Here is a 23,081-nt window from a genome sequence, read left to right on the forward strand (position 1 = left end):
TGTCCACCTTGCCAGCTGGAACGGCTTTTGCGGCGGAGACGTTGGTCACAGGCGAAAGGCCCCGGTTCGCCGATTTCCCGGGGCCTTCGCCCTTGGTTCAGCGGACGCCGACCGCCGCGAGTGCCTTGCGCTGGCGGGGTGTGGGCCGCGCCGGGAAGTACAGGTAGCAGACGCCCCCGGTGCCGGAGACGACCTTGCCACTGGCGTTGTACCGCTTGGTCCTGAGCCAGATGTTCTCCCACTCCCGCCGCTTGTAGACACGGCGCACCGCGTCGTCGCTCGGCGAGAACGGATCGTTGGCGATCACATCGCCGTCGGCGGTGAAGCCGATGACGGTCATCAGGTGCCCGGCCGTGCCGTAACCCGCCCCCGTCAGCTCCCCCTTGAGGAACGACTGGGACGTTATGGCCGGGATGCCGGCCGCGATCAGCGTCTCCAGATCGGTGAGCGAGCCGAGCCGGGTGACGATGCCCTGCAGGTCCTTGTACGTGGCCGCGTAGGCGGCGTTGAACGGCCAGTTGCCGCAGCCCTCGTACTGGTAGTCGTAGGTGAAGCGGGCCGCGTGGTCGACCTGCGGGTCGGCGTAGCTCGGGTCCACCCAGGCCAGCTGCCCGGGGGTGAGCCTGCCTCCCCAGTATTCGATGATCATCTGCGAGGAGGTGGGGCTGCACCAGGCCTCGCCGCCGTTGTCGTACTCGGGGTACTGGCCCTTGTGGATCTCCTGCGAGTAGCGCGGGACGATCAGTTCCCGGGCCAGGCCCGGCGTGGAGGCCGGGACCGTGAAGCGGTCGGGGATGTCCGAGCCCATCGCGCCGAGCCGCCACACGGTGGGCGTGAGCTTGGTGCCGGGCTTGCGGTAGAGGGTGAGCCGGAGGCGGTACGCCACCAGGCGCAGGCCGGTCGTGGCGTCGTCGATGGCGAAGGTGTCCGTCCAGATGGTGCTCTTGCCGTCCTTCTGGTCGTCCACCGAGGTGCGCTTGATGTCCTGGTCGCCGGCCGCCCAGCGGCCCATCACATACCAGGGGGTGTCCGTGCCGTCGGAGTACGTGCCGTGCAGTTCGACCTGGAGCCAGGTGCCGGCCGGGGTGTGCGCGTTCCAGGAGGCGATCACCTCGGTGGCGGGGACGCGGAGCTTGTGGACGGGGGCCGTCCAGGTCGCGTACTCCCAGGTGGCGGTCGTGCCGGTGTGCGGGTCGGTGTAGTCGGTCGTGCCCGCGGGGGTGCCGATCACCACGCCGGGGCGGACGCCGGCGACGGCACGGGTGCCCTGCGCGGCGCCGGAGCGCCAGTCCTTGTACGAGGTCCAGGATCGGTAGTCGACCGTAGGGGCCACGGCGGACTCCTCGGCGTCGGCCGCGTCGGCGGTGACGGCGGGGCCCACCACCGCGGCGGCCACCGCGGCGGCCAGGACGGTTCTGCGGGACGGCTGTTCGGCTCTGCTCATGGGCGGAACGACCCCCAGGTGTCCGAGTCGGGCAGGTCCAAATGCGCGGTTGCGCTGCACTGTTGTGCGCCAACTATGGCCGCAGGAGGAACGTCCTGCCAGCACTTCGGCCCACGCCACGCCCACGAATATTGGACTGAACCACTGGCATGACCTGCTGGGTCGTCGGCCCGGCGCGCCCGCCACGGGACACGCCGGACCCGGTGCTCAGATCAGGTCCATCGCCGCGACCTCGTCGGGGCGGCCGTAGCTGACCGGTCCCTGGAAGCGGCGGCGGGCCGTGGCGAACCACCAGACGGTGGCGACGACCAGGACGACGGCGAGGGCGATCGGCGCGTAGTTGAAGGAGTCGACGGTGATCGGCGAGGCCTGCGGGAGCATGAACAGGACGCTGCTGAGCAGGATCCAAGCCACGGCGACCACACCGACGGGTTTGCTCCAGCGGCCCAGGTGCCACGGCCCCGGCTGGAACTCGTCGCCCAGGCCCAGCCGGAGCAGAATCGGTACGGCGTAGGCGAGGAAGAGCCCGACGACATTGACGCTGACGATGGCGGTGAACGCCGTGTGCGACCACCAGCCGGGCACGACGAGGGCGAGCGAGCAGGCGACCGCGAGCCAGACGGCCTTGACGGGGGTGCGGGTCCGCGGCGAGACCGAGTGCCACAGCCGGGAACCGGGCATGGCACCGTCGCGGGAGAAGGCGAAGATCTGCCGGGTGTTGCTGGTGAGATTGGCGAGACCGCAGAAGAGCATCGCGCCGATCACGATCAGCAGGAGCACCTTGGCGGTGCCGAGGCCCAGACCGTCGATGAGAATCTGGACGGGCGGAGCGGAAGCGCTCGCCACATGGTCGTAGTCGTGAATGCTGTAGACCAGTGCAAGCATCAGGATCAGGCCGGTGATCGCCGAGTAGCCGATCGCACGCGTGATCCCCTTCGGGGCGTTGACCGTCGCCCGCACCGTTTCCTCGGACATGTGGAAGCTGCCGTCGAACCCGGTGAAGGTCCAGCTGGTGACGAGCAGGCCGAGCATCCCGCCGTAAAGCCCGCTCGTGAAACCGGTGTTGTTCGCGAAATGCGTGACGAACGACGCCGACTGGTGCTGGTCGGGTCCGCCGATCAGCGCGCCCACGATCACCACGAGCCCGATCAGCAGCCACCACACGGAGATCCGGTTGAGGAGGGCGACCAACTGGACGGTGTAGGTGTTGGCCAGCCCCTGCAGCACGATGAGCAGTGCCGTGATCAGCACCGTCTGGTGGGCGGTCGGCACGTAGGAGTGCCACTGCAGGGCGATGAAGGCCTGGATGAAGGTGGCCGCCGCGTAGCCGGTGGCGGCCGTGCCGCCGATCTGGCCCACGAAGTTCAGCCAGCCCGTGTACCAGGACCAGGCTCCCTTGTGCCGTTTGGCGAGTTTCCCGGCGGAGAAATACAGCGCGCCGCTCGTCGGATAGGCGGAGGCGACTTCCGCCATGGCAAGACCGACGAAGAGCACCATGACGGAGACGCCGATCCAGCCGAAGACGAGAATGCGGGGTCCTCCGGCGTTCAGCCCGAATCCAAAGCCGGAGAAGATTCCCGAGATGATGTTGATGATCGTGAATGAGATGGCGAAATTGTCGAACGCCTGAAAGCGACGGGTGAGTTTTCTCGGGTAACCCATCTCATGAAGTACGGCGTCGTCGTCCGATATCCGTTCCGGCACAGGTCGGCCTTTCTCTCTGCGTGGGGTCTACGGGGGGACAGGGAGGCCGCAGGCGCGGCGGGCCCGGGACAGCTGGTCGGCCGGTTCCCCGAAGGCGGACCAGGGCATACGGGAGGCGTACGGCCCCATCGCCGCAAAGACCGCGCGCGCCTCGAACTCGCGCTTGCCCATGACCAGCGCATGCGCGAGATAGGCCAGGTCGAGCACCGGGGTGAAGCGGTAACCCGGCATCGTGGGCAGCCAGTTCTGGTAGATGGCCAGGGCGGTGGAGCGCCACTGCGGCTCCTCCCAGACGCGGTCGGCGAGCAGCTGGGTCGGGTTGTAGCTCTCGACGAGGGCGACCAGGGGCAGCAGTCGCAGCGGGGAGTCGACGGGTGCGCGCTGGCCGAGGAAGGCCGCGACGTCCCAGGCGGCGTTCACGGAGCCGCCGTGGCGGGTGAAGAAGCAGGCCAGGAAGCGGTGGTGGGCCTCGCGGTGAAAGGGGTCGAGGGACAGGACGTGCGCGAACAGCCGCCAGGGTCCGGGCGGCGCGGTGAGCAGCCCGCGCGGGGCGGGGTCGGTCAGCCGGTGCAGCCGGGCCATGGCCAGTCGGGCCGCCCAGGGCGTGGGATCGGCCGGGTTCGCCCTCGCCGCCCGGTCGCAGGCGGTCAGCGCGATCCGCTCCAGGGCCCCGGCCCGGTCGTCGCGCGCGTCGGCCGCGCGCAGCGCCCGCAGCACGGCCACCCGCGCCCACAGCAGCGCCGCCTCCGGGGTCGGCTCCTCGGCCAGCCAGCGCTCGGCGAGGTCGGAGTCGGCGGCTTCCGAGGCGAGGACCAGGGAGCGGTGGGCGCGCAGCCCGTAGTCGCCGCGTGTTTCGGCGAGGGCTTCGTGGGCGCTCCGGTATCGGCCGGCGCGTACGTCGACGCATACGCTCGCGAGCAAGCGGTCGTCGGCCGCCGGATGCCACACATACTGCCCTTCGAATAACCCAGCGACCATCTGCTCCTGTCTCCCCGTACGACGCGCGACAGTTGTGCACCTGGCACCTTACTCAGCGACGAGCGCAACCGGAACGCAGTTTTCGAAATGACGGTCCGAGGTTTCGGGACGGATTGACACTGGCTCGCAGCCAGCCAACAACTGGTTCAATGCGGCACTATATTTCGGCCCGCCCATTCGCCCCGATTTCGCCCACCACTAGAATGTTCCCGCCGAATATGCCGAAGCCCCCAGTCAGCCAAGGAACGACCATTCACGACCTCGCCTCCCGGCTCCGCCGTCTGCCCCCGTCCTGCGGCCCGGTCCGCCTGATCGGCATCGACGGACATGCCGGCTCCGGAAAGTCCACGTTCGCCGGGCACTTGGCCCGGGCACTGGACGGGGCGCCCGTGCTGCGCCTCGACGACATCGCCAGCCACGACGAGCTGTTCGAGTGGACCGGGCGGCTGCTCGCCCAGGTGATCGAACCGCTGAGCCGCGGCGAGAGCGCCCACTACGCCCCCTACGACTGGCACACCCGCCGCTTCGGACCGCCCCGCACACTGCCGCCCGCCCCGGTGATCCTCGTCGAGGGGGTCGGCGCCGGCCGCCGCGCACTGCGCCCGCAGCTGGCGGCACTGCTGTGGATGGAGCTGCCGCACGAGGAGTCCTGGACACGAGGACAGCAGCGGGACGGGGAGGAGCAGCGGGAGTTCTGGGCCGGATGGGTCGGGGCGGAACGACGACACTTCGCCGAGGATCCCTCACGGCCGTTCGCCGACCTCCTGGTACGGCAGTTGGAGAAGGGGTACGAGGTGCTCCCGGGGCCCGCGAAGAGAGTTGGACCGGACCAGCCGCTCACGCACGGTGACGGACCATCGGCAATGTGCTGAACTTGTGAAGACGCCCGCCGGGGAACTTCCCGGAGTGCCTCAACTCCGCTTGACCGGGGGGCCGTACAGGACTTACGTTCTCAATGTGCGGCCATACGAAGCCGCCCACTGTCGCGAAGCCCCCGGTTGTTCCCCCGTGATCGGGGGCTTCGTTCTGCCCGCACCCTGTTTTCCGGACGCTCCGCGGCGTGTTTCGCTCACCCACCGTCACCGTCCGAAGTGCGCCCCATCTGCTCCCACCTCGCCAAACGGCCCGTGCGGCACCCTTCGGCGGGCGACACCCCCGCAGGTACGATGCCCTCGGTGCGACCTGAAGGACGGCTGCGCGCACCGCAACTCCGGTCCGCGGCACGGCGGTTCGATCAAGGCGGCCGGCGGACATCGGTCCGGCGGTCAACCGACGGGGGCACGGTTTGTGGGGGACGTGATGGATTTCGGCACGCAGGGCCCCGAGGCCCCGGCCGACCTCGCCTGGCTGCGAGGTGTGGATGCCTACACGATGGGCGCCTATCCGCAGGCGGAGGAGGAGTTCAGGGCCGCGGTCCGGATGGATCCCGGGATGGCCGACGGCTGGCTCGGGCTGCACGCGCTGCGCGTCGACACGACGACCGCGCTGTTACGGATGTTCCGGCACCGGGACCGCTTCGGCGAACAGCGCGCCCGGCACCGCCGCTCCCTCAACTCCTGGTACTGGCTGGGCTGGTGGGTGCAGCCCGTGCTGGAGAGCCCGCGCGATCTGCTGCTCGCGCACGCCTCCCACTGGCTGGACGGCCGCCATGTCCCGGAGCTGGACCGGGCCCTCGCCGGCCTGCCGCCCGTGGACACCGACCCGCAGGTCCGCTTTCTGCACGCCTGCCGCGCCTATCTCGTCAAGGACTGGGACCAGCTCGTCCGCCACACCGACCCGCTGATCGACGACGCCCTGCTCGGCATCGAGGCGGGCCTGTTCGGCGGCATGGCGCGGGTCCGCCTGGAGATGTACGGCCAGGCCGAACCGCTGCTGTCGTCCGCCCTGATGCGCTGCCGCAGCGAACAGCCCCAGCGCAAGGAGCTGCGCTACTGGCTGGCACGCGCCCACGAGGGCACGGGCCGCTCGGCCGCCGCCCTTCCCCTGTACCGGGCCGTGCACCGCGTCGACCCCGCCTTCATGGACACCTCGGCCCGGCTCGCCGCCATCGCCGAGGGCGACGGGTACGACGAGGCCACCGACCTCGCGGCGATCACGCTCTCCGGCGGCCAGGACGCCCTGGAGGGCCCCGACGCCCTGGACCCGCTCTTCGCCGAGGGCCGGGACTTGAGGCTCACCGAGTCCGACCTTCCGCCGGTCGGCCCGCTGCCGTCGGCGATCGACCCGACGGTGCGCGAGAAGACCGTCGGCCCGTCGGGATCCGCGCTGCCCGCCGGCCCCACCGACCCCGCGCTGCTCGAAGAAGCGCTCGCCGAGCTGGAGCGCATGGTGGGCCTGGAGCCGGTCAAGCGCCAAGTCAAGGCGCTGTCCGCCCAGTTGAACATGGCGCGGCTGCGCGCCGGCCAGGGCCTGCCGGTGCAGCCGCCCAAACGGCACTTCGTCTTCTCCGGCCCCTCCGGCACCGGCAAGACCACGGTGGCCCGCATCCTCGGCCGTGTCTTCTACGCCCTCGGCCTGCTCGGCGGCGACCACCTGGTCGAGGCCCAGCGCGCCGACCTGGTCGGCGAGTATCTGGGCCAGACCGCCGTGAAGGCCAACGAGCTGATCGACTCCGCGATCGGCGGGGTGCTCTTCGTCGACGAGGCGTACTCGCTCTCCAACTCCGGCTACGGCAAGGGCGACGCCTACGGCGACGAGGCGCTGCAGGTGCTGCTGAAGCGGGCCGAGGACAACCGCGACCACCTGGTGGTCATCCTGGCCGGCTACCCCGAGGGCATGGACCGCCTGCTGGCCGCCAACCCCGGCCTGTCGTCCCGCTTCACCACCCGCGTCGACTTCCCGTCGTACCGGCCCCTCGAACTCACCTCGATAGGTGAGGTGTTGGCTGCCGAGAACGGCGACGTGTGGGACGAGGAGGCCCTCGACGAGCTGCGGTCCATCGCCGGGCATGTGGTGGATCAGGGGTGGATCGACGAGCTCGGGAACGGGCGATTTTTGCGAACGCTGTATGAGAAGAGCTGCGCGTATCGGGATCTGCGGTTGTCGACGTATCCCGGGGTGCTGTCGCGGGACGACTTGTCGACACTGCGGTTGCCTGACCTGATGCAGGCGTATGGAGAGGTGCTGTCGGGGCGGGGGCCGCAGGATCCGTCGGCCATGTGAGGTGCCGGTGCTGATGGTGCGGGACGGGGGGGCGCTCGCCCGCGCTTGCGGGGTGCCGCCTGCGCCCACCCGTGCCGCCCCAGCGGCACGACTGCCCGCAGGCTACGTCTGCGCCAGTGCTTCCTCCGGCTCCCCGCTCCCCCGCGGCTCTGTCACCCGTACCTCCGGCACCTCCCGGTGTGCCGGGTCGGTGACCTCGCCCACCAGCAGCTCCAGTACGTCCTCCAGAGCCACCAAGCCCAGCACCTTGCCGGACGCGTCGGCCACCTGGGCCAGGTGCGTGGCGGCGCGGCGCATCACCGTCAGGGCGTCGTCCAGGGGGAGTTCCGAGCGCAGCGTCGTCATGGGGCGCCACAGGTGCTGCGGCACCGCCCGGTCCGAGTCCTCCAGGTCCAGTACGTCCTTCACATGCAGGTAGCCCATGAAGGCGCCGTTCTCCGCCGCTATAGGGAAGCGGGAGTATCCGGTGCGGGCGGTGAGCTCGACGATCCGGCCCGGTGTGACCGACGGGGGAACCGTCACCAGGGACTCGCGTCCCAGGAGCACGTCCGTCACCGGGCGGGAGCCCAGTTCCAGCGCGTCCTCAAGGCGTTCCTGCTCCTCGGGGTCGAGCAGGCCCGCCTGGCCGGAGTCCTCCACCAGGCGGTTGAGCTGCTCGCTGGTGAAGACCGCCTCGACCTCGTCCTTGGGTTCGACCCTGAAGAGGCGCAGGATGCCCTGGGCGACGGCGCCGAGGGCGACGGTGATCGGCTTGCAGACGCGGGCGAAGGCGACCAGGCCCGGGGCGAGCCACACGGCGGCCTTCTCCGGGGCCGCCATCGCCAGGTTCTTCGGGACCATCTCGCCGATGACGAGGTGGAAGAAGACGACGGCGGCGAGCGCGATGACGTAACCCAGCGGGTGGATCATCCCGTCCGGGAGGTGGATCCACTCGAAGACCGGTTCCAGCAGGTGCGCGACGGTCGGTTCGGCGACCGCGCCCAGGGTCAGCGAGCAGACGGTGATGCCGAACTGGGCCGCGGCCATCATCTGCGGCAGCCGCTCCAGGCCGTAGAGAACCTGGCGGGCCCGGGCCGTGCCCAGGGGTTCGATCTGGCTGCGGCGTACGGACACGAGCGCGAACTCGGCGCCGACGAAGAAGCCGTTGGCCAGCACGAGCAGGCCGGCGAACAGGAGTTGGAGCACGCTCATCGGGCGACCTCCACGACCAGGCCGGTCCGCACCAGCCGGACCCGCTCGGCGCGGTAGTGGCCGACGCGGCGCACGGTCAGCCGCCAGCCGGGCAGTTCGGCCTTGTCGCCGACGGCCGGGATACGGCCGAGCCGGTCGGCGACCAGCCCGGCGACGGTCTCGTACGGCCCCTCGGGCACGTCGAGTCCTATGCGCTGCAGGATGTCGACGCGGCAGCTGCCGTCGGCGTCCCAGGCGGGCCTGCCGTCCTCCGGCGGGGCGGCGGCGAGTTCGGGCACGTCCTGGCCGTCGTGCTCGTCGCGGACCTCGCCGACGATCTCCTCGACGATGTCCTCCAGGGTCACCACGCCCGCCGTGCCGCCGTATTCGTCGACGACTACGGCGATGGGCTGCTCGCTGCGCAGCTGGGCGAGGAGCGGCTGCACGGGCAGAGTCTCGGGGACCAGCAGCGCCGGGCGGGCGATGCGGCCGACGGGGGTGCGCAGGCGCTCGTGCACCGGGATGGCCAGGGCGTCCTTGAGGTGGACCATGCCGACGACCTCGTCGATCCGCTCCTTGTAGACGGGGAAGCGGGACAGGCCGGTGGCGCGGGTCAGGTTGACCACGTCCTCGGCGGTGGCCGACGACTGCAGTGCGCTCACCTTCACGCGCGGGGTCATGACGTGCTGCGCGGTGAGCTCGGCGAGCGACAGGGTGCGTACGAACAGGTCGGCGGTGTCCTGTTCCAGGGCGCCGGCCTGTGCAGAGTGTCGGGCCAGGGACACCAGTTCGCCGGGGGTGCGGGCGGAGGCCAGCTCCTCGGCGGGCTCGACGCCCAGGGCGCGGACGAGACGGTTGGCGACCGCGTTCAACGCGGCGATGACCGGGCGGAACAGACGGGCGAAGGCGTGCTGCGGGCCGGCCACGAAGCGGGCGACCTGCATGGGCTTGGACACCGCCCAGTTCTTGGGCACCAGTTCGCCGATGACCATCTGCACGGCGGAGGCCAGCAGCATGCCGACGACCACCGCGACACCGGAGGCGGCGCCTTCGGGGATGCCGATCGCGGTGAACGGGCCGTGCAGCAGCTGAGCGAGTGCGGGCTCGGCGAGCATGCCGACGACGAGGGACGTGATGGTGATGCCGAGCTGGGTGCCGGAGAGCTGGAAGGACAGCTCCCTGAGCGACTCGGCGACCCTGCGGGCTCGCTTGTCGCCTTCGGCGGCGGCCTTCTCGGCTTCCGTCGACTCGACCGTGACGAGGCCGAACTCGGCGGCCACGAAGAAGCCGTTGGCCAGGATCAGCAGGAGGGCCGCTCCGAGGAGCAGCAGGGGGGTGGTCATGATGCCGCCGCCTCGGTATGTCGTGAGGGGGCGGCGCAGGTACTACAGGACGATCCGTCCATCGCTGGAGGGAGTCACTCCTCGGGTAGCAGGGGCCTCTGAAGACCGGCGGGAACATCAGCGGCGGAGGCGCAACGAAAACGCCTCCGCCAACAGATTAATCAAGACATGGGTATTTACGGCAGATCCCTTGTCGAGCGGGCCTCGGCGAGCGCTCGCAGGGTGCGCGCGTCGGCGATGGCTCGCTCCTTGGCGATGCCCGGCTGGATGCCGAGCGCGGGCAGGCTGGTGCCGTCGCTGAGGTTGAGAAAGACCCAGGGGTCGCCGGGGCGCAGGTTCACATGGAGGATCTCGGCCCACTCCAGGTGTCGCCTGCTGGCGATGTTGACGACGGTGACGCCTGTTTCGTCGGCGACGACCTTCACCCGGGCGAGCATGGCCAGCACACCGAAGAGGATCGCTCCGGTGAAGACGAAGCTGAGCTTCTCGCCCGGGCTGAGCTGCTCCAGCAGGAACGCGACCGTCGTGATGACGACGAAGATCACGGCACCGGCGCCGAGCAGGACGGCCCGGGTGCGGCCCGGCCGGAAAGTGACGGGAAGAACGGGCAGATCGGACATCTCTCGGGCGCCCCTCAGAGACGGCAGGCGTGGATGGCCGTGGTCAGGATGGCCCGGGCGCCGATCGCGTAGAGGTCGTCCATGATCCGCTGGGCGTCCTTGGCGGGCACCATGGCGCGGACGGCGACCCAGCCCTCGTTGTGCAGCGGCGAGACGGTCGGACCCTCCAGGCCGGGGGTGATGGCGACGGCCTCTTCCAGGTGCTCGGCGCGGCAGTCGTAGTCCATCATCACGTACGTCCGGGCCACCAGGACGCCCTGCAGACGGCGCAGGAACTGCTGCACCTTGGGCTCCTCGCCGTTCGCGCCGGTACGGCGGATGACGACGGCCTCGGACTTCATGATCGGCTCACCGATGACCTCCAGGCCCGCGTTGCGCAGCGAGGTGCCGGTCTCGACGACGTCCGCGATGACCTCGGCGACGCCGAGTTCGATGGCGGTCTCGACGGCGCCGTCGAGGTGGACGACGGAGGCGTCGACGCCGTTGTCGGCGAGGTGCTTGGCGACGATGCCCTCGTAGGAGGTGGCGACCGTCATGCCGTTGAGGTCCTCGACGCCGTTCGCCGTGCCCGGCTTGGTGGCGTAGCGGAAGGTGGAGCGGGCGAAGCCGAGCGGGAGGATCTCCTCGGCGTTGGCGCCGGAGTCGATCAGCAGGTCGCGGCCGGTGATGCCGATGTCGAGGCGGCCGGAGGAGACGTAGATCGCGATGTCGCGGGGGCGGAGGTAGAAGAACTCGACCTCGTTCGACGGGTCGACGATCCGCAGCTCCTTGGACTCGCGGCGCTGCTGGTAGCCGGCCTCATGCAGCATCTCCGCCGCAGGGCCTGACAGGGAACCCTTGTTGGGGACGGCGATGCGCAGCATGAGGTCGGCTTCCTTTGTTCGTTCCGTACGGGGATGTGTGCGGGGTGCGGCTCAGAGGTGGGCGTAGACGTCGTCCAGGGAGATGCCGCGAGCGACCATCATCACCTGGACGTGGTACAGCAGCTGGGAGATCTCCTCGGCGGCCGCTTCCTTGCCCTCGTACTCGGCGGCCATCCAGACCTCGGCGGCCTCTTCGACGACCTTCTTGCCGATGGCATGGACGCCCTTGCCGACCAGTTCTGCGGTGCGGGAAGTGGCGGGGTCGCCGTGGGCGGCCTTGTGCTGGAGCTCGGTGAAGAGCTCCTCGAACGTCTTATTGGACATGGTGACGCTCAGCCTATGCCAAACCCCGCATACGTCAGCGCCACGGTTCAGATACTGAGCGGAGGGTCGCGGCGGTGGCCACCGCCGCGGTCACCGCCTCGTGTCCCTTGTCCTCGTTGGAGCCCTCGATACCGGCCCGGTCCAGGGCCTGCTCCTCGGTGTCGCAGGTCAGTACGCCGAAGCCGACGGGGACGCCGGTCTCGACGGAGACCTGGGTGAGGCCCTGGGTGACGCCCTGGCAGACGTATTCGAAGTGGGGGGTGCCGCCGCGGATGACGACGCCGAGGGCGACGATCGCGTCGTAGCCGCGGCCCGCGAGGACCTTGGCGACGACCGGGAGTTCCCAGCTGCCGGGGACCCTCAGCAGGGTCGGCTCGTCGATGCCGAGGTCGTGCAGGGCGCGCAGGGCGCCGTCCACCAGGCCGTCCATCACCTTTTCGTGCCACTGCGCCGCGATGACGGCGACCCGCAGGTCTCCGACGTTGCGTACGGACAGTTCCGGTGCGCCCTTGCCGCTCACGTTCTCTTGTCTCCTAGGGGTGCAATTACGCAATTACTGGTTGCTGCAGGTGGACACGGGGGCCGTGTCCAGCCAGGGCAGGTCGTGGCCCATCCGGTCCCGCTTGGTGCGCAGGTACCGGAGGTTGTGCTCGCCCGCCTGTACGGGCATCGGCTCACGGCCGGTGACCTTGAGCCCGTGGCGGACGAGCGCGTCGGTCTTGTCGGGGTTGTTGGTCATCAGGCGCACGCTGAGCACGCCGAGATCCTCCAGGATCTGGGCCCCTGCGCCGTAGTCCCGGGCGTCGGCGGGCAGGCCGAGTTCCAGGTTGGCGTCGAGCGTGTCGCGGCCGCGCTCCTGGAGCTCGTAGGCGCGCAGCTTGGACAGCAGGCCGATGCCGCGTCCCTCGTGACCGCGCAGATAGACCACCACTCCCCTGCCCTCGGCCTGGATACGCTCCAGGGAGGCATCGAGCTGGGGGCCGCAGTCGCAGCGCAGGGAGGCGAAGATGTCGCCGGTCAGGCACTCGGAGTGGACGCGGACCAGGACGTCCTCGCCGTCGCCGATCTCGCCGTGGACGAGGGCGACGTGCTCGACGCCGTCGACGGTGGAGCGGTAGCCGTAGGCCGTGAACTCGCCGTGGGCGGTGGGCAGTTGGGTCTCGGCCTCGCGGCGGACGGTGGGCTCGCTGGTCTGCCGGTAGGCGATCAGGTCCTCGATGGAGATGATCGTCAGGCCGTGCTTGCGGGCGAAGGGGATCAGCTCGGGCAGGCGCAGCATACGGCCGTCCTCACCGGCGATCTCGACGATCGCGCCGGCCGGGCGCAGGCCCGCGAGACGGGCGAGGTCGACGGCCGCCTCGGTGTGGCCGTTGCGCACGAGCACACCGCCGGACCTGGCGCGCAGCGGGAAGATGTGCCCGGGGCGGACGAAGTCGTCGGCCTGGGCGGTGCCGCTCGCCAGCAGCTGAAGCGTGGTGGCACGGTCCGAGGCCGAGATACCGGTGCTCACACCGTGAGCTGCCGATGCGTCCACGGAGACCGTGAACGCGGTTTTCATCGACTCGGTGTTGTCCTCGACCATCTGCGGGAGCTTCAGCCGCTCCAGCTCGTCGGCCTCCATGGGTGCGCAGATCAGGCCGCGGCACTCGCTCATCATGAAGGCGACGATCTCGGGGGTGGCCTTCTCGGCGGCGATGACGAGGTCGCCCTCGTTCTCGCGGTCCTCGTCGTCGACGACGACGATCGGGCGGCCGGCCGCGATGTCGGCGATGGCCTGCTCGACCGGGTCGAGCGACCAGTCCTCGATGCCGTCCGTGCTGTAGAGAATCGGTACCGCGGTCATGCCGGCGCTCCTTCCAGGACGGGCTGCGGCGTCCTGCGGGCGCGCAGCCACCAGTCGCGCATGCCCCACAGGACGAGTGCGCCGTAGATGACGTAGACGAAGCCGGAGAAGGCGTAGCCGTTGGCGAAGTTGAGGGGGACGCCGACCAGGTCGACGAGGAGCCAGGCGATCCAGAACTCGGTCATGCCGCGCGCCTGTGCGTACATGGCGACGACGGTGCCGACGAAGATGTAGGCGTCCGGCCAGGGGTCCCAGGACAGGGACGGGTAGGCCTTGAAGAGGAGGGCGACCGCGACCGTGCCGACAGCGGCGGCGGCGATCATCGCGCCGCGCTCGCGCCAGGTGGCGAACCGCGGGGCGATGTGGCCGTCCTCCGCCTTGCCCTTGTTGCGGTTCCACTGCCACCAGCCGTACAGGGCGACGACCATGACGACGACCTGCTTGCCGGCGCTGCCGGCGAGGTGGCCGTAGAAGGCGATGAACAGGACGAGGCCGGAGAGGAACTGCACCGGCCAGGTCAGCAGGGAGCGGCGCCAGCCGAGGGCGAGGGTGATCAGGCCGAGTATGTTGCCGATCATGTCCGACCAGATGATGCGCTGGTCGAGGAGGGTGAAGGCCTCCGAGTTCAGCCAGTTCACCGGTCCGCCCCCTGACCGGCCCCGAGCAGCCGCTCGACGTACTTGGCGACGACGTCGACCTCTAGGTTGACCGGGTCGCCGGGCTGCTTGAGGCCGAGCGTGGTCAGGTCGAGGGTGGTGGGGATGAGGCTGACGGTGAAGTAGTCCGGGCCGGCGTCGACCACGGTGAGGCTGATGCCGTCGACCGTGATGGAGCCCTTCTCCACGACGTAGCGGCTCAGGTCCGCGGGGAGGGAGATCTTCACGATCTCCCAGTGCTCGGAGGGCTTGCGCTCCAGGACTTCGCCCGTGCCGTCGACATGGCCCTGGACGATGTGGCCGCCGAGGCGGGCGCCCACAGCCATGGGGCGTTCGAGGTTGACGCGGGAGCCGACGGCGAGGGCGCCGAGGCTGGAGCGTTCGAGGGTCTCCGCCATGACGTCGGCGGTGAACTCGTCGCCTTCGTGGTCGACGACGGTCAGACAGACCCCGTTCACGGCGATGGAGTCGCCGTGCTTTGCGCCGTCGGTGACGACGGGGCCGCGCAGCCTGAAGCGGGAGGCATCGCCGAGGTTTTCGACGGCCGTGATCTCGCCCAGCTCTTCGACGATTCCGGTGAACACTTCCCGGGTCCTCCTGCCTCTTCGGGCACGGACTCCGGGGCCTGTCGATGACGACAGAATGTACGAGCGAGGACACCGGGGGCGACGCCGGACGCATTCGTCCCACAGGACGAGCGGATACGGCGGCGCGCACGAATGCCCGCCCGCCGCGCACTGCCTCCCATCCGGACTTTAACCGTCGGTCCAGGAATTTCACCTGGTCAACCGGCCGCTGGAAGCGGTCGGGTCGCGGACTGTAACCGCCGGTTCGGACTTTCACCGACCCCGGAGTGCGCTGCTTCTGGTACAGGGCCAGTGTGCCACGCCTGATCGAGGTCCAGACGGGCGAGCGGTGTGGGGTGGCTCACAGGGGCCGTCAATGGACTTCTCAACCAGGCCCACTTGCTGGACCCTTTGGTCTAGTCCTTTCGGGATCTTCATGGACCGGCCCGGCGGTGGTGACGACGGCCCTTGCCCGCCGCCGGGCCCCTCAACTCCCCTGTCTGCAGGCTCTGGCAGGGTGGTGTGCATGAGCAGCGCGATCGCCGACGAGTTCGAGACGCACCGCCCGCGGCTGTTCGGCCTCGCCTACCGCATGCTGGGCTCGGCCGACGAGGCGGAGGACGCGGTGCAGGACGCCTATCTGCGCTTCAGCGGGGCCGACCGCACGGGCATCGAGTACCCGGCGGCCTGGCTGGCCAAGGTGGTCACCAACCTCTGCCTGACCCGTCTCACCTCGGCGCGGGCGCGGCGCGAACAGTACGTCGGGACCTGGCTGCCGGAGCCCGTGGTCACCTCGGACGGCACGCTCGGCCCGCTGGAGTCGGCCGAGCAGCGCGATGCCGTGTCGATGGCGATGCTGGTCCTGCTGGAGCGGCTCAGCCCGACCGAGCGGGCGGTGTACGTGCTGCGGGAGGCGTTCGGGTACGGACACCGTGAGATCGCCGCCGTACTGGACCTGACCGAGGCCAACTGCCGTCAGCTGTACCGGCGGGCGGTGCAGCGGGTGGGCGAGGACCGGTCCCGTTTCGAGCCGGCGCCCGAACGGCAGGAGGAGCTCGTCGCGTCGTTCCTCACGGCGGCCCGGGACGGTGATCTGGCCGCCCTGGAGAAGTTGCTGACGGCGGATGTGGTCTGGTCGAGCGACGGCGGCGGCCAGGTCAGCGCCGCCCGGCGGCCGGTCGTGGGGCTGGACAAGGTGGCGCGGCTCGCGGTGGGCGGCGCCGAGCGCTTCGCGGCCGGCCTGCACTTCACGGCGGCCGAGGTCAACGGCGAGACCGGGCTGGCCGCGTGGGCGGGCGACGCACTGGCCGGCATGGTCGCATTCGAGGTGCGGGACGGTCGGATCTCGCATGTACGGATCGTGCTGAACCCGGACAAGCTGGGGTTCGTACGCCGTCAGCTCGCACCGTCGTAGTGGCATGTCACATTCCACCCGGCTGCCCGGTCTCAGCTGACGTAGGGCGCTCCACCCGGAGCGCCCGGCGTCCGAAGGGGCTGACAAGCATGACCACGATCCTGGTGACCGGCGGCACCGGAACCCTCGGCCGACTCGTCACCGAGCGGTTGCGCGCGGACGGGCACGAAGTGCGGGTGCTGAGCCGTCACAGCCGGCCCTACGCCGTCGATCTGCGCAAGGGCGGGGCCGGGCTGGAGGCGGCGGTCGCGGGCGTGGACACGATCGTGCACTGCGCGACGACGCAGACCGGCGGTGACGAGAAGGCGGCCGGAAACCTGGTCGCGGCGGCGCGGCGAGCCCAGGTGCGGCACCTGGTCTACATCTCGATCGTCGGCGTCGACCGGGTGCCGTATCCGTACTACCGGACCAAGTTCGCCGTCGAGAAGCTGATCGAGGAGTCGGGGCTGGGCTGGACCGTGCTGCGCACGACCCAGTTCCACGACCTGCTTGTGATGCTGTTCGAGGCGCTGGCCAAGCTGCCGGTCGTGCTGCTGCCGGCCGGTGTGAGCGACCAGCCGGTCGAGGTGGCCGAGGTCGCGGCGCGACTGGCCGAACTGACCGGCGAGGCGCCCGCGGGACGGGTCGAGGACATGGGAGGGCCCGAGATCCGGACGTTCGAGTCGCTGGCCCGCGCCTGGCTGAAGGCGACGGGGCGCCGGCGGGCGGTGCTGAGCGTGCCGCTGTGGGGCAAGGCGTACCGGGCGTTCCGCAGCGGAGGGCACCTCGCTCCCGAACACGCCGTCGGGAAGGGGACGTTCGAGGAATACCTCACCGGGCGGCGCCGATGAGCCGACGCGACCGGCCCCGCACGGGCCTCGGGCAGCTCACAGGTACGCAGGGGACGGGGATTGCTTTTCCGGCGGTGCCGCTGTGGCCGACGGCGGGAGACGCGGATCAGCGCCCGGAAGGCGCCGACCACCGCCCGGGCGGTGCGAACAGTTCGTCCTGAGCGCGGTCCCGTGCGGTGAGCAGGGCTCCGCGGAGTACGGCTCCCCCACCGAGGGCGCCGGCCCGGACCTCGGTGGGCAGCGGGGACAAGCGGCGGACCCGGTCGGCCACGCGGAGGGCGAGTTCGTCGCCGCCGGCCTGCCCGACCTCGCCGCCGAGGACGAGGCAGCCGGGGTCGAGGACCGCCACCACGGAGGCGACACCGACGGCCAGGCGATCGGCGAGGGCGTCGAGGAAACGGGCGGCAGCATCGGCGTCCGGGAGGAGGCCCTCCACAGCCCGCGCCCCCGAGACCAGCACCGCCGCCTCCCGCACCACACCTGCGGCGACCGGCTCGCGCGCCGACTCCGCCGCCGTCAGCCCGCACTCCCCCGCCAGCTGCACGATCGCCGCCGACCCCGCCAGGGAATGGAATCCCCCCTCGCAGTCCGTCGCCGAGGGCAGGGCGGCCGTCCCCGGTACGGGCAGGAAGCCGATCTCCCCGGTGCCGCCGGAGGCCCCGCGGCGCAGGGCTCCGTCCAGGACCACGGCCGCGCCGGTGCCGTGACCGAGCCAGAGCAGGACGAAGGTGTCGCGGTCCCGGGCGGCACCGTCGCGCTGTTCGGCGAGGGCCGCGAGGTTGGTCTCGTTCTCGACGCTGACGCGGGCCTCGGGGAGGCGTTCCTGCAGGGCGGCGACCAGGCGGCGGTGCCATTCGGGCAGGCCCGAGGAGTCGCGGAGTTCGCCGGTGGAGGGGTCGATCAGGCCGGGGGCGCCGATCCCGACGGTGTGGAGGCGGTCGGCGCCGGCCTCCTTCACCACGCGTTCGACGAGCGTGACCGCCTGCTCCACCGCGGGACCCGTCCCCGTGTCGCCGCCGATGGGCACGGACGCCTCGGCGAGCACCCGGCCGACCAGGTCGGACACGACCACGGAGACGCCCTCGGTGCGCACGTCCAGCGCGGCCAGATGGGCGCGGTCCGCGGCGATCCCGTACAGCTTCGCGTTCGGCCCGCGCCGCTGCTCCCCCGCCTCCCCGACCACGGTGATCAGGTCGGACGCGGTGAGGCGCTCGACGAGGTCGGCGACCGTCGGCCGGGACAGGCCGGTGAGCTGTTTCAACTGCCCTGCCGTCAGCGGGCCCTCCTGCTGCAGCAGACGCAGGGCGAGCCGGTCGTTGATGGCCCGGGCGGTGCTCGGGGATGCGGGCATGCCGGGATCCTTCCAGATCGGCGGGGCCGGGCTGCAGCGAGCCCGTGCCCGGGCGGCCATTAATCTCCCTATCTATCAGGCAGGGTTCCTGATAGTTTACGCGACGCCGGTGGAGGCCGTAGGGAAAGGGGAGGGGCCGAGAATGAGCGACGTGGTCTACGACCTGCGCGAGGCGAGGCGGGCCCGGTACGCGGTGGCCGCCGTGTTCTGCGTGCACGGCGCCGTCACCGGCTCGTTCGCGACCCGGGTGCCGTGGATCCGGGAGCACGCGCACCTCAGCGCGGGCCAGCTGGGCTTCGCCCTCGCCTTCACGGCCTTCGGCGCCTCCTGTTCGATGCCGCTGGCCGGGCGGATCAGTCACCGTTTCGGCAGCCGTACGGCGCTGCGCGGACTGATCGCGCTGTGGACGCTGGCCCTCGTCCTGCCGTCGCTCGCGCCGAACATGCTCACGCTGTGCCTGGCGATGTTCACGTACGGGGCGAGCGCGGGCATGGCCGACGTCGCCATGAACGCGCTCGGCGTGGAGGTGGAGCGGCTGCTCGGCAAGTCGATCATGTCGAGCCTGCACGGGATGTGGAGCGCGGGCGCCCTGACCGGCTCGGCGGCCGGCACGCTCGCGGCGCACCTGGGTTCGGACGCGCGTCTGCACTTTGCGCTGGCCGCAGCCACCCTCACCCTGCTCGGCGTGCTGGCCTGCCGCTGGGTGCTCGACCTGCAGCCCGGTGAGGACGAGGAGCCGCCGCCGAGGTTCGCGCTGCCGCCGAAGTCCGCGCTGCTGATCGGCACCGTCGGCTTCTGCGCGGTGTTCGCGGAGGGCGCCAGCCTCGACTGGTCGGCGGTCTATCTGCGCGACCAGCTCGACACCTCGGCGGGCCTGGCGGCCGCCTGCACGACCGGTTTCATGCTGACCATGGCGCTGGCCCGGCTCGTGGGCGATGTGGTGGTCAACCGCTTCGGCGCGGTCCGCACCGTGCGGGCGGGCGGCGGACTGGCCGTCCTCGGCGGGCTGCTCATCGTCCTGGCACGCCAACCGGCCGTGGCGATGGGCGGGTTCGCGCTGCTCGGTCTCGGCATCGCGGTCGTCGTGCCGCTGTGCTTCGCGGCGGCGGGCCGCAGCGGCCCGAACCCGAGCCAGGCCATCGCCGGCGTCGCGACGATCACATACACCTCGGGCCTGATCGCACCCGGTCTGATCGGCGGGGTGGCGCAGGCGACGAGCCTGATGGTGTCGTTCGTGCTGGTCACGGTCCTGGCGTGCGGGCTTGCGGCCTTCGCGGGCGTCCTGCGCAGCGGCGACCGCAGCCGCCCGGAGGTCGGCCGTCCGAACGCAGCAGTTCCCGACCCGCGGCCCTGAACCGGCTCGCTCCACGGCACGTCACTCCGCCCCAAGCGGACGCTCAGGAGCCCCGACCGGGAGGGCCGCAGGAAAGGCCCTGGTCAGCCCGCTATGGAGTCCAGCTGTTCGGCGGCCGGGCGCAGCGCCCAGAGGTCACCGCCGGGCGGGGTCTCCAGCCTCGGTACGGCCTTCCGGGCCGCCGCGTCCCCCGCGTCCGCCGCCGCGTGCACGACGTCGCTCGCCGCGTAGCGGTGGAACTCCAGCTCCGGGTGCGGCCATGCGGAAGCCCCGGTTGCGGCCGGCAGCAGATAGTCCACTGCCTTGAACAGCCCCTGCCCGTCCGGCCCTTGATAGGCCCACAGGTTCACACCGACATGCCGCCCGATCGCCGCGAGCCGTGCGTATGCGACCAGGTCGAAGGTCGAGTAGTGCCAGCTCCGCGTCCGGGCGAGCTCCTGCGGCTGGCTGCCGTCCGCCGCGATCTGCGGGTCGATGCGCCTGGTGCGGGCATCGAGCACGGTCCGCCGGGCCAGCGCCCGGTCACCGGTGGCGTATGCGAGGGCGGCGAGCTGCATGTCGTAGAAGGTGCCGTGGTTGTTGGCCGCCGCGCCCTCCTCCTTGCCGAAGGCGCTGTCCTTCAGCCAGCCGAGGAAGTCGGCGTTCCACCTGCCCATCGCGGTGCGGTCCTCGGCGCTCCAGCCCGGGGCGCCGGTGGCGAGGACGGCCTGGGCGTCGAGCAGGCTCGTGTACGACTGGGAGAAGTCGATGATGCCGATGGCCCGGCCGTCGTACTTGCAGGGGATGAACTGCGCATGGTCGAGGTTCGGGTTCATACGGGTGGCCGGGGCGAGGAACCAGGTGCGCAGGATCTGGGCCGCCTTCTCGGCGTACGCCCGCTTTCCCGTGTAGTACCAGGCCAGGGAGAGGTCGTACGTCGAGTCGAAGACCTTCTCGACGTCCTGGCGGTCGGTGCCGGAGTCGACCTCGGGATTGCGCTGTCCGTCCCGCTGGACGTACGGGCAGCCCCACGGATTGTCGGCGGTCGGGGTCGTGGTGGGCCACCAGTAGGGGGCCTGGCTCAGGTAGTCGTGGAGGTCGCCGCCGGGTGCCGGTTTCGGCTTGTCGACGACCGTCCAGGGGCCCTGGTCCAGCCAGTTGTCGGCGCGGGCCGTCAAGTCCCGCAGGGCGCGCTGCAGTTGGGGTTCACCTTGGTCCAGGCGGAGCTTCGTCCGCTGCAGCCGGGCTCCGTCGAGGACGGCGGTGTCGGGAGCCCGGGGTGCCGCTTGCGCGGAGGGGACGAGGACGGCTGAGAGGGTCACCACCGCGGCCAGCAGGGCGGCGGCACGGGATCTTCCACGCATCGAGCACTCCGATCCATCGAACGAACGGTCAGGAATGTGAACGCTGTTCATGAGTAGGACCGTGCGAGCGTAGAGGCGCCAGATACCCGTGACAATGGTCCGGACCGGACTTGGCACGTCCTCCTACGACGAGGCCAGGTCAAAGGCGTACGACGGGCTGAACGTGCCCGCAGTCCCCTTGCAGCCGTCCGACTCCCCCGGCAGCTTCACCCACAGGTAGGCGTCGATGCGCGCCTGCCCGGTGCCCAGGGTGGGCGCGCGGCCGATCCTGCGGCCCGCCGGGTCGCACCACTCGCCGTCGGCCGGGGCGCCGTTGCCGTTGCGGCTGGTGTCGATGACGGCACCCAGGCTCGCGGGGCCGCCGAGGGCGGCGAGGACCTGTCGGTCGTAGGCGATCTCGTCGGACGTCGCCTGGAAGTTGGAGACGTTGCTGAAGATCCCGTCGGAGGACACGGCCGAGGCGGCGCCCGCCTGTTTCAGCAGCGCGGCCTGCTGCGCGGCCGGTTTCCAGCCGGAGTGGCCGGCGTCGTAGTAGACCCGCGCCTTCGGATTCGCGGCCTTCAGGACGCGGCCCGCGCGGGCCAGCGAGGCGAAGCGGTCGGCGCGCGCACGGTCGGACAGGCAGTCGGACTGGGCTATGGAGTCGGGCTCCAGGACGACGACGACCTCGCCGGAGCCGAGCCCCGCCGCAAAGGCGTCGATCCAGCCGTCGTACGCGGAAAGGTCGGGCGCGCCACCCTTGGAGGCGCCGCCGCAGTCGCGGCCCGGTATCGCATACGGCACAAGGACGGGCACCCGGCCCTGTGCGGCGGCGCCCGACGTGACCGCGCGGACGCGGGAGGCGATGGTCGCCGGCGCGAAGTCGGCGAACCACACCGCGGCCGGCTGGTCGGCGATACGGGACTCTATGACCGGTGTGCGCGGGTCGCCCGGGTTGGCGCGGACCCAGTCGAGGACCTGGGAGTCGGTGTAGCGGTAGAGGCGGGCGGACCCGGTGGCGGGCTGTCGCTGCTGCTCCGTCCCGGTCCGGGACGGAGTGGGACTCGCGGACTTCTTCGTGGAAGCGGAGGCGGAGGGAGAGGGCGAGAGCGATACCCGGGTCGCCGAAGGGGACGGGAGCACCGGCAGTTGCTCCAAGCGGGGCGAGCTGGTGACCTCCGGCTTTGCAGCGTGGGCACCGCGTCCGCCGTCGAGGGCGGACATCATGCCGGTCGCGGTGCCGACGGCCACGACGACCGAGGCTGCGGCGACCATCGCGCTGCGCCGGGCGGCGCGCCGACGCTCCGCCCTGCGTGCGGCCAGGCGTTGGGCGCGTAAGCCGGACACCTGCTGCCCCTTCCCCGCCGGCGACGATGTTCCCCCGTTCTGGGGAAGCGCCGGGCCCGCCGACACTCCCGTCAGCCTATGACTGGGACCCTTCCCCCATGGCGCAATTGGAACAGTTCACCACTTCTGTAGACGCAGTCGTCTCCCGTATGCGCGCCCTCGACGCGACCCTGCCCGAGCGGGACGGCGTCGCGGTCTTCAACCGCGTCTACCTCACCGTCACCGAGACGGTCGACCGGAGCATCGACGCCGGACGGTTCACGGACGCGCGGGCCGCGATCACGCTGGACGTACGGTTCGCGGAGCGCTACCTCGCGGCTGTCGCCGCGGTCGCCGGCGAGCGGCGCCCACCGGCCTGCTGGCGGCCCCTGTTCCAGTTCCGCCGCCATCCCGGTGTACGTCCGCTGCAGTTCGCGCTGGCCGGCATCAATGCGCACATCGGCCACGATCTGGCGCTCGCCGTGGTGGACAGCTGTCGTACGTTGGACTGCGAACCGGCCGAGCTGGAGGACGAGTTCGATCGCGTGGGCGACCTCCTCGTCTCGCTGGAGGAGCGCATCCGCGAAGATCTGATGCCGGGCCCCGACCTCCTCCAGATCGCCGACCCGCTCACCCATCTGCTCGGCTCGTGGAGCCTGGAGCGTGCCCGGGACGCCACCTGGACGGCGGCCCGCGCACTGTGGGCGCTGCGCGGACTCCCGGACGTGGCCCAGGAGTTCACCGAGCGGCTCGACACGGCGGTCGGCTTCGCCGGACGCATGCTGCTCACGCCACTGCCGGACTGATCCGG

Annotated in this window: 21 protein-coding genes and 1 riboswitch; of the genes, 6 read left to right on the top strand and 15 right to left on the bottom strand. The window is 70.9% G+C overall.

What is annotated here, in order from left to right; translation table 11 throughout:
* Positions 1–97: 97 nt before the first annotated feature.
* The 3 genes from P2Q00_RS20595 to P2Q00_RS20605 all read right to left on the bottom strand — a co-directional run bounded on the left by P2Q00_RS20595 (position 98) and on the right by P2Q00_RS20605 (position 4,126).
* The gene (locus tag P2Q00_RS20595; RefSeq protein WP_275774088.1) at positions 98–1,444 is read right to left on the bottom strand and encodes a C39 family peptidase; all 1,347 of its coding nucleotides are present in this window, start codon (positions 1,442–1,444) and stop codon (positions 98–100) included.
* A 207-nt stretch (positions 1,445–1,651) separates the two neighbouring features.
* A complete protein-coding gene (locus tag P2Q00_RS20600; RefSeq protein WP_275774089.1) occupies positions 1,652–3,106 on the bottom strand; it encodes an amino acid permease in 1,455 nt (484 codons plus the stop codon).
* Between the two features lie 69 nt (positions 3,107–3,175).
* Positions 3,176–4,126 carry a hypothetical protein gene (locus P2Q00_RS20605; RefSeq protein ID WP_275774090.1) on the bottom strand — a complete coding sequence of 317 codons (951 nt, stop codon included), beginning with the start codon at positions 4,124–4,126 and terminating at the stop codon, positions 3,176–3,178.
* Positions 4,127–4,344: 218 nt separating this feature from the next.
* On the opposite strand from P2Q00_RS20605, the gene P2Q00_RS20610 reads away from it, so the two are divergent.
* Together P2Q00_RS20610 and P2Q00_RS20615 are read left to right on the top strand one after the other, a co-directional pair.
* The gene (locus P2Q00_RS20610; protein ID WP_275774091.1) at positions 4,345–4,998 is read left to right on the top strand and encodes a uridine kinase family protein; all 654 of its coding nucleotides are present in this window, start codon (positions 4,345–4,347) and stop codon (positions 4,996–4,998) included.
* A 427-nt stretch (positions 4,999–5,425) separates the two neighbouring features.
* Positions 5,426–7,288 carry an AAA family ATPase gene (locus P2Q00_RS20615; protein ID WP_275774092.1) on the top strand — a complete coding sequence of 621 codons (1,863 nt, stop codon included), beginning with the start codon at positions 5,426–5,428 and terminating at the stop codon, positions 7,286–7,288.
* A 102-nt stretch (positions 7,289–7,390) separates the two neighbouring features.
* Here the strand turns inward: P2Q00_RS20615 and P2Q00_RS20620 are convergent, their stop codons facing one another.
* The 9 genes from P2Q00_RS20620 to P2Q00_RS20660 form a co-directional block, all read right to left on the bottom strand.
* On the bottom strand, positions 7,391–8,479 hold the full coding sequence (locus tag P2Q00_RS20620; protein WP_275774093.1) for a hemolysin family protein: 1,089 nt from the start codon (positions 8,477–8,479) through the stop codon (positions 7,391–7,393).
* Positions 8,476–9,801, bottom strand: a complete 1,326-nt coding sequence (locus tag P2Q00_RS20625) for a hemolysin family protein (RefSeq protein ID WP_275774094.1) — start codon at positions 9,799–9,801, stop codon at positions 8,476–8,478. Before P2Q00_RS20625 ends, P2Q00_RS20620 begins: the two co-directional genes overlap by 4 nt.
* Before the next feature lie 176 nt (positions 9,802–9,977).
* Entirely contained in the window at positions 9,978–10,421 is a 444-nt protein-coding gene (locus P2Q00_RS20630; RefSeq protein WP_275774095.1) for a PH domain-containing protein, read from the bottom strand.
* Positions 10,422–10,435: 14 nt separating this feature from the next.
* Positions 10,436–11,284 carry an ATP phosphoribosyltransferase gene (hisG, locus tag P2Q00_RS20635; RefSeq protein WP_275774096.1) on the bottom strand — a complete coding sequence of 283 codons (849 nt, stop codon included), beginning with the start codon at positions 11,282–11,284 and terminating at the stop codon, positions 10,436–10,438.
* A gap of 51 nt (positions 11,285–11,335) precedes the next feature.
* Positions 11,336–11,608: a phosphoribosyl-ATP diphosphatase gene (locus P2Q00_RS20640; protein ID WP_030946750.1), complete on the bottom strand. Its 273-nt coding sequence runs from the start codon at positions 11,606–11,608 to the stop codon at positions 11,336–11,338.
* Between the two features lie 34 nt (positions 11,609–11,642).
* Positions 11,643–12,128, bottom strand: coding sequence for a 6,7-dimethyl-8-ribityllumazine synthase (ribH, locus tag P2Q00_RS20645; protein WP_003988915.1), 486 nt, complete (start codon positions 12,126–12,128; stop codon positions 11,643–11,645).
* Positions 12,129–12,161: 33 nt separating this feature from the next.
* Entirely contained in the window at positions 12,162–13,451 is a 1,290-nt protein-coding gene (locus P2Q00_RS20650) for a bifunctional 3,4-dihydroxy-2-butanone-4-phosphate synthase/GTP cyclohydrolase II (protein WP_275774097.1), read from the bottom strand.
* Positions 13,448–14,089 (bottom strand): nicotinamide riboside transporter PnuC, encoded by a 642-nt coding sequence (gene pnuC, locus P2Q00_RS20655; RefSeq protein ID WP_275774098.1) that lies wholly within the window; start codon positions 14,087–14,089, stop codon positions 13,448–13,450. The genes P2Q00_RS20650 and pnuC overlap by 4 nt, the downstream gene beginning before the upstream one ends.
* Positions 14,086–14,691: a riboflavin synthase gene (locus P2Q00_RS20660; protein WP_275774099.1), complete on the bottom strand. Its 606-nt coding sequence runs from the start codon at positions 14,689–14,691 to the stop codon at positions 14,086–14,088. Before P2Q00_RS20660 ends, pnuC begins: the two co-directional genes overlap by 4 nt.
* A 146-nt stretch (positions 14,692–14,837) precedes the next feature.
* Positions 14,838–14,968: riboswitch (FMN riboswitch) on the bottom strand.
* A 231-nt stretch (positions 14,969–15,199) separates the two neighbouring features.
* Here P2Q00_RS20660 and P2Q00_RS20665 point away from each other — a divergent pair.
* Together P2Q00_RS20665 and P2Q00_RS20670 are read left to right on the top strand one after the other, a co-directional pair.
* Positions 15,200–16,087 carry an RNA polymerase sigma-70 factor gene (locus P2Q00_RS20665; protein WP_275774100.1) on the top strand — a complete coding sequence of 296 codons (888 nt, stop codon included), beginning with the start codon at positions 15,200–15,202 and terminating at the stop codon, positions 16,085–16,087.
* An 89-nt stretch (positions 16,088–16,176) separates the two neighbouring features.
* Entirely contained in the window at positions 16,177–16,917 is a 741-nt protein-coding gene (locus P2Q00_RS20670; protein WP_275774101.1) for an SDR family oxidoreductase, read from the top strand.
* 106 nt (positions 16,918–17,023) lie between these two features.
* Here the strand turns inward: P2Q00_RS20670 and P2Q00_RS20675 are convergent, their stop codons facing one another.
* Positions 17,024–18,268: an ROK family transcriptional regulator gene (locus P2Q00_RS20675; RefSeq protein ID WP_275774103.1), complete on the bottom strand. Its 1,245-nt coding sequence runs from the start codon at positions 18,266–18,268 to the stop codon at positions 17,024–17,026.
* A 142-nt stretch (positions 18,269–18,410) separates the two neighbouring features.
* Between P2Q00_RS20675 and P2Q00_RS20680 the strand changes: the two genes are divergently transcribed.
* Complete coding sequence (locus P2Q00_RS20680) at positions 18,411–19,622, top strand: MFS transporter (protein ID WP_275774104.1); 1,212 nt, start codon at positions 18,411–18,413, stop codon at positions 19,620–19,622.
* Positions 19,623–19,705: 83 nt separating this feature from the next.
* Here the strand turns inward: P2Q00_RS20680 and P2Q00_RS20685 are convergent, their stop codons facing one another.
* Together P2Q00_RS20685 and P2Q00_RS20690 are read right to left on the bottom strand one after the other, a co-directional pair.
* Positions 19,706–20,965, bottom strand: a complete 1,260-nt coding sequence (locus P2Q00_RS20685; RefSeq protein WP_275774105.1) for an alginate lyase family protein — start codon at positions 20,963–20,965, stop codon at positions 19,706–19,708.
* A gap of 123 nt (positions 20,966–21,088) precedes the next feature.
* Positions 21,089–22,219 (bottom strand): glycoside hydrolase family 6 protein, encoded by a 1,131-nt coding sequence (locus P2Q00_RS20690; RefSeq protein WP_275774422.1) that lies wholly within the window; start codon positions 22,217–22,219, stop codon positions 21,089–21,091.
* Between the two features lie 170 nt (positions 22,220–22,389).
* Between P2Q00_RS20690 and P2Q00_RS20695 the strand changes: the two genes are divergently transcribed.
* Positions 22,390–23,076, top strand: coding sequence for a DUF5995 family protein (locus P2Q00_RS20695; RefSeq protein WP_275774106.1), 687 nt, complete (start codon positions 22,390–22,392; stop codon positions 23,074–23,076).
* The last annotated feature ends 5 nt before the right edge of the window (positions 23,077–23,081 follow it).

It is taken from the genome of Streptomyces coacervatus, assembly GCF_029223485.1.
Lineage (GTDB): Bacteria > Actinomycetota > Actinomycetes > Streptomycetales > Streptomycetaceae > Streptomyces > Streptomyces coacervatus.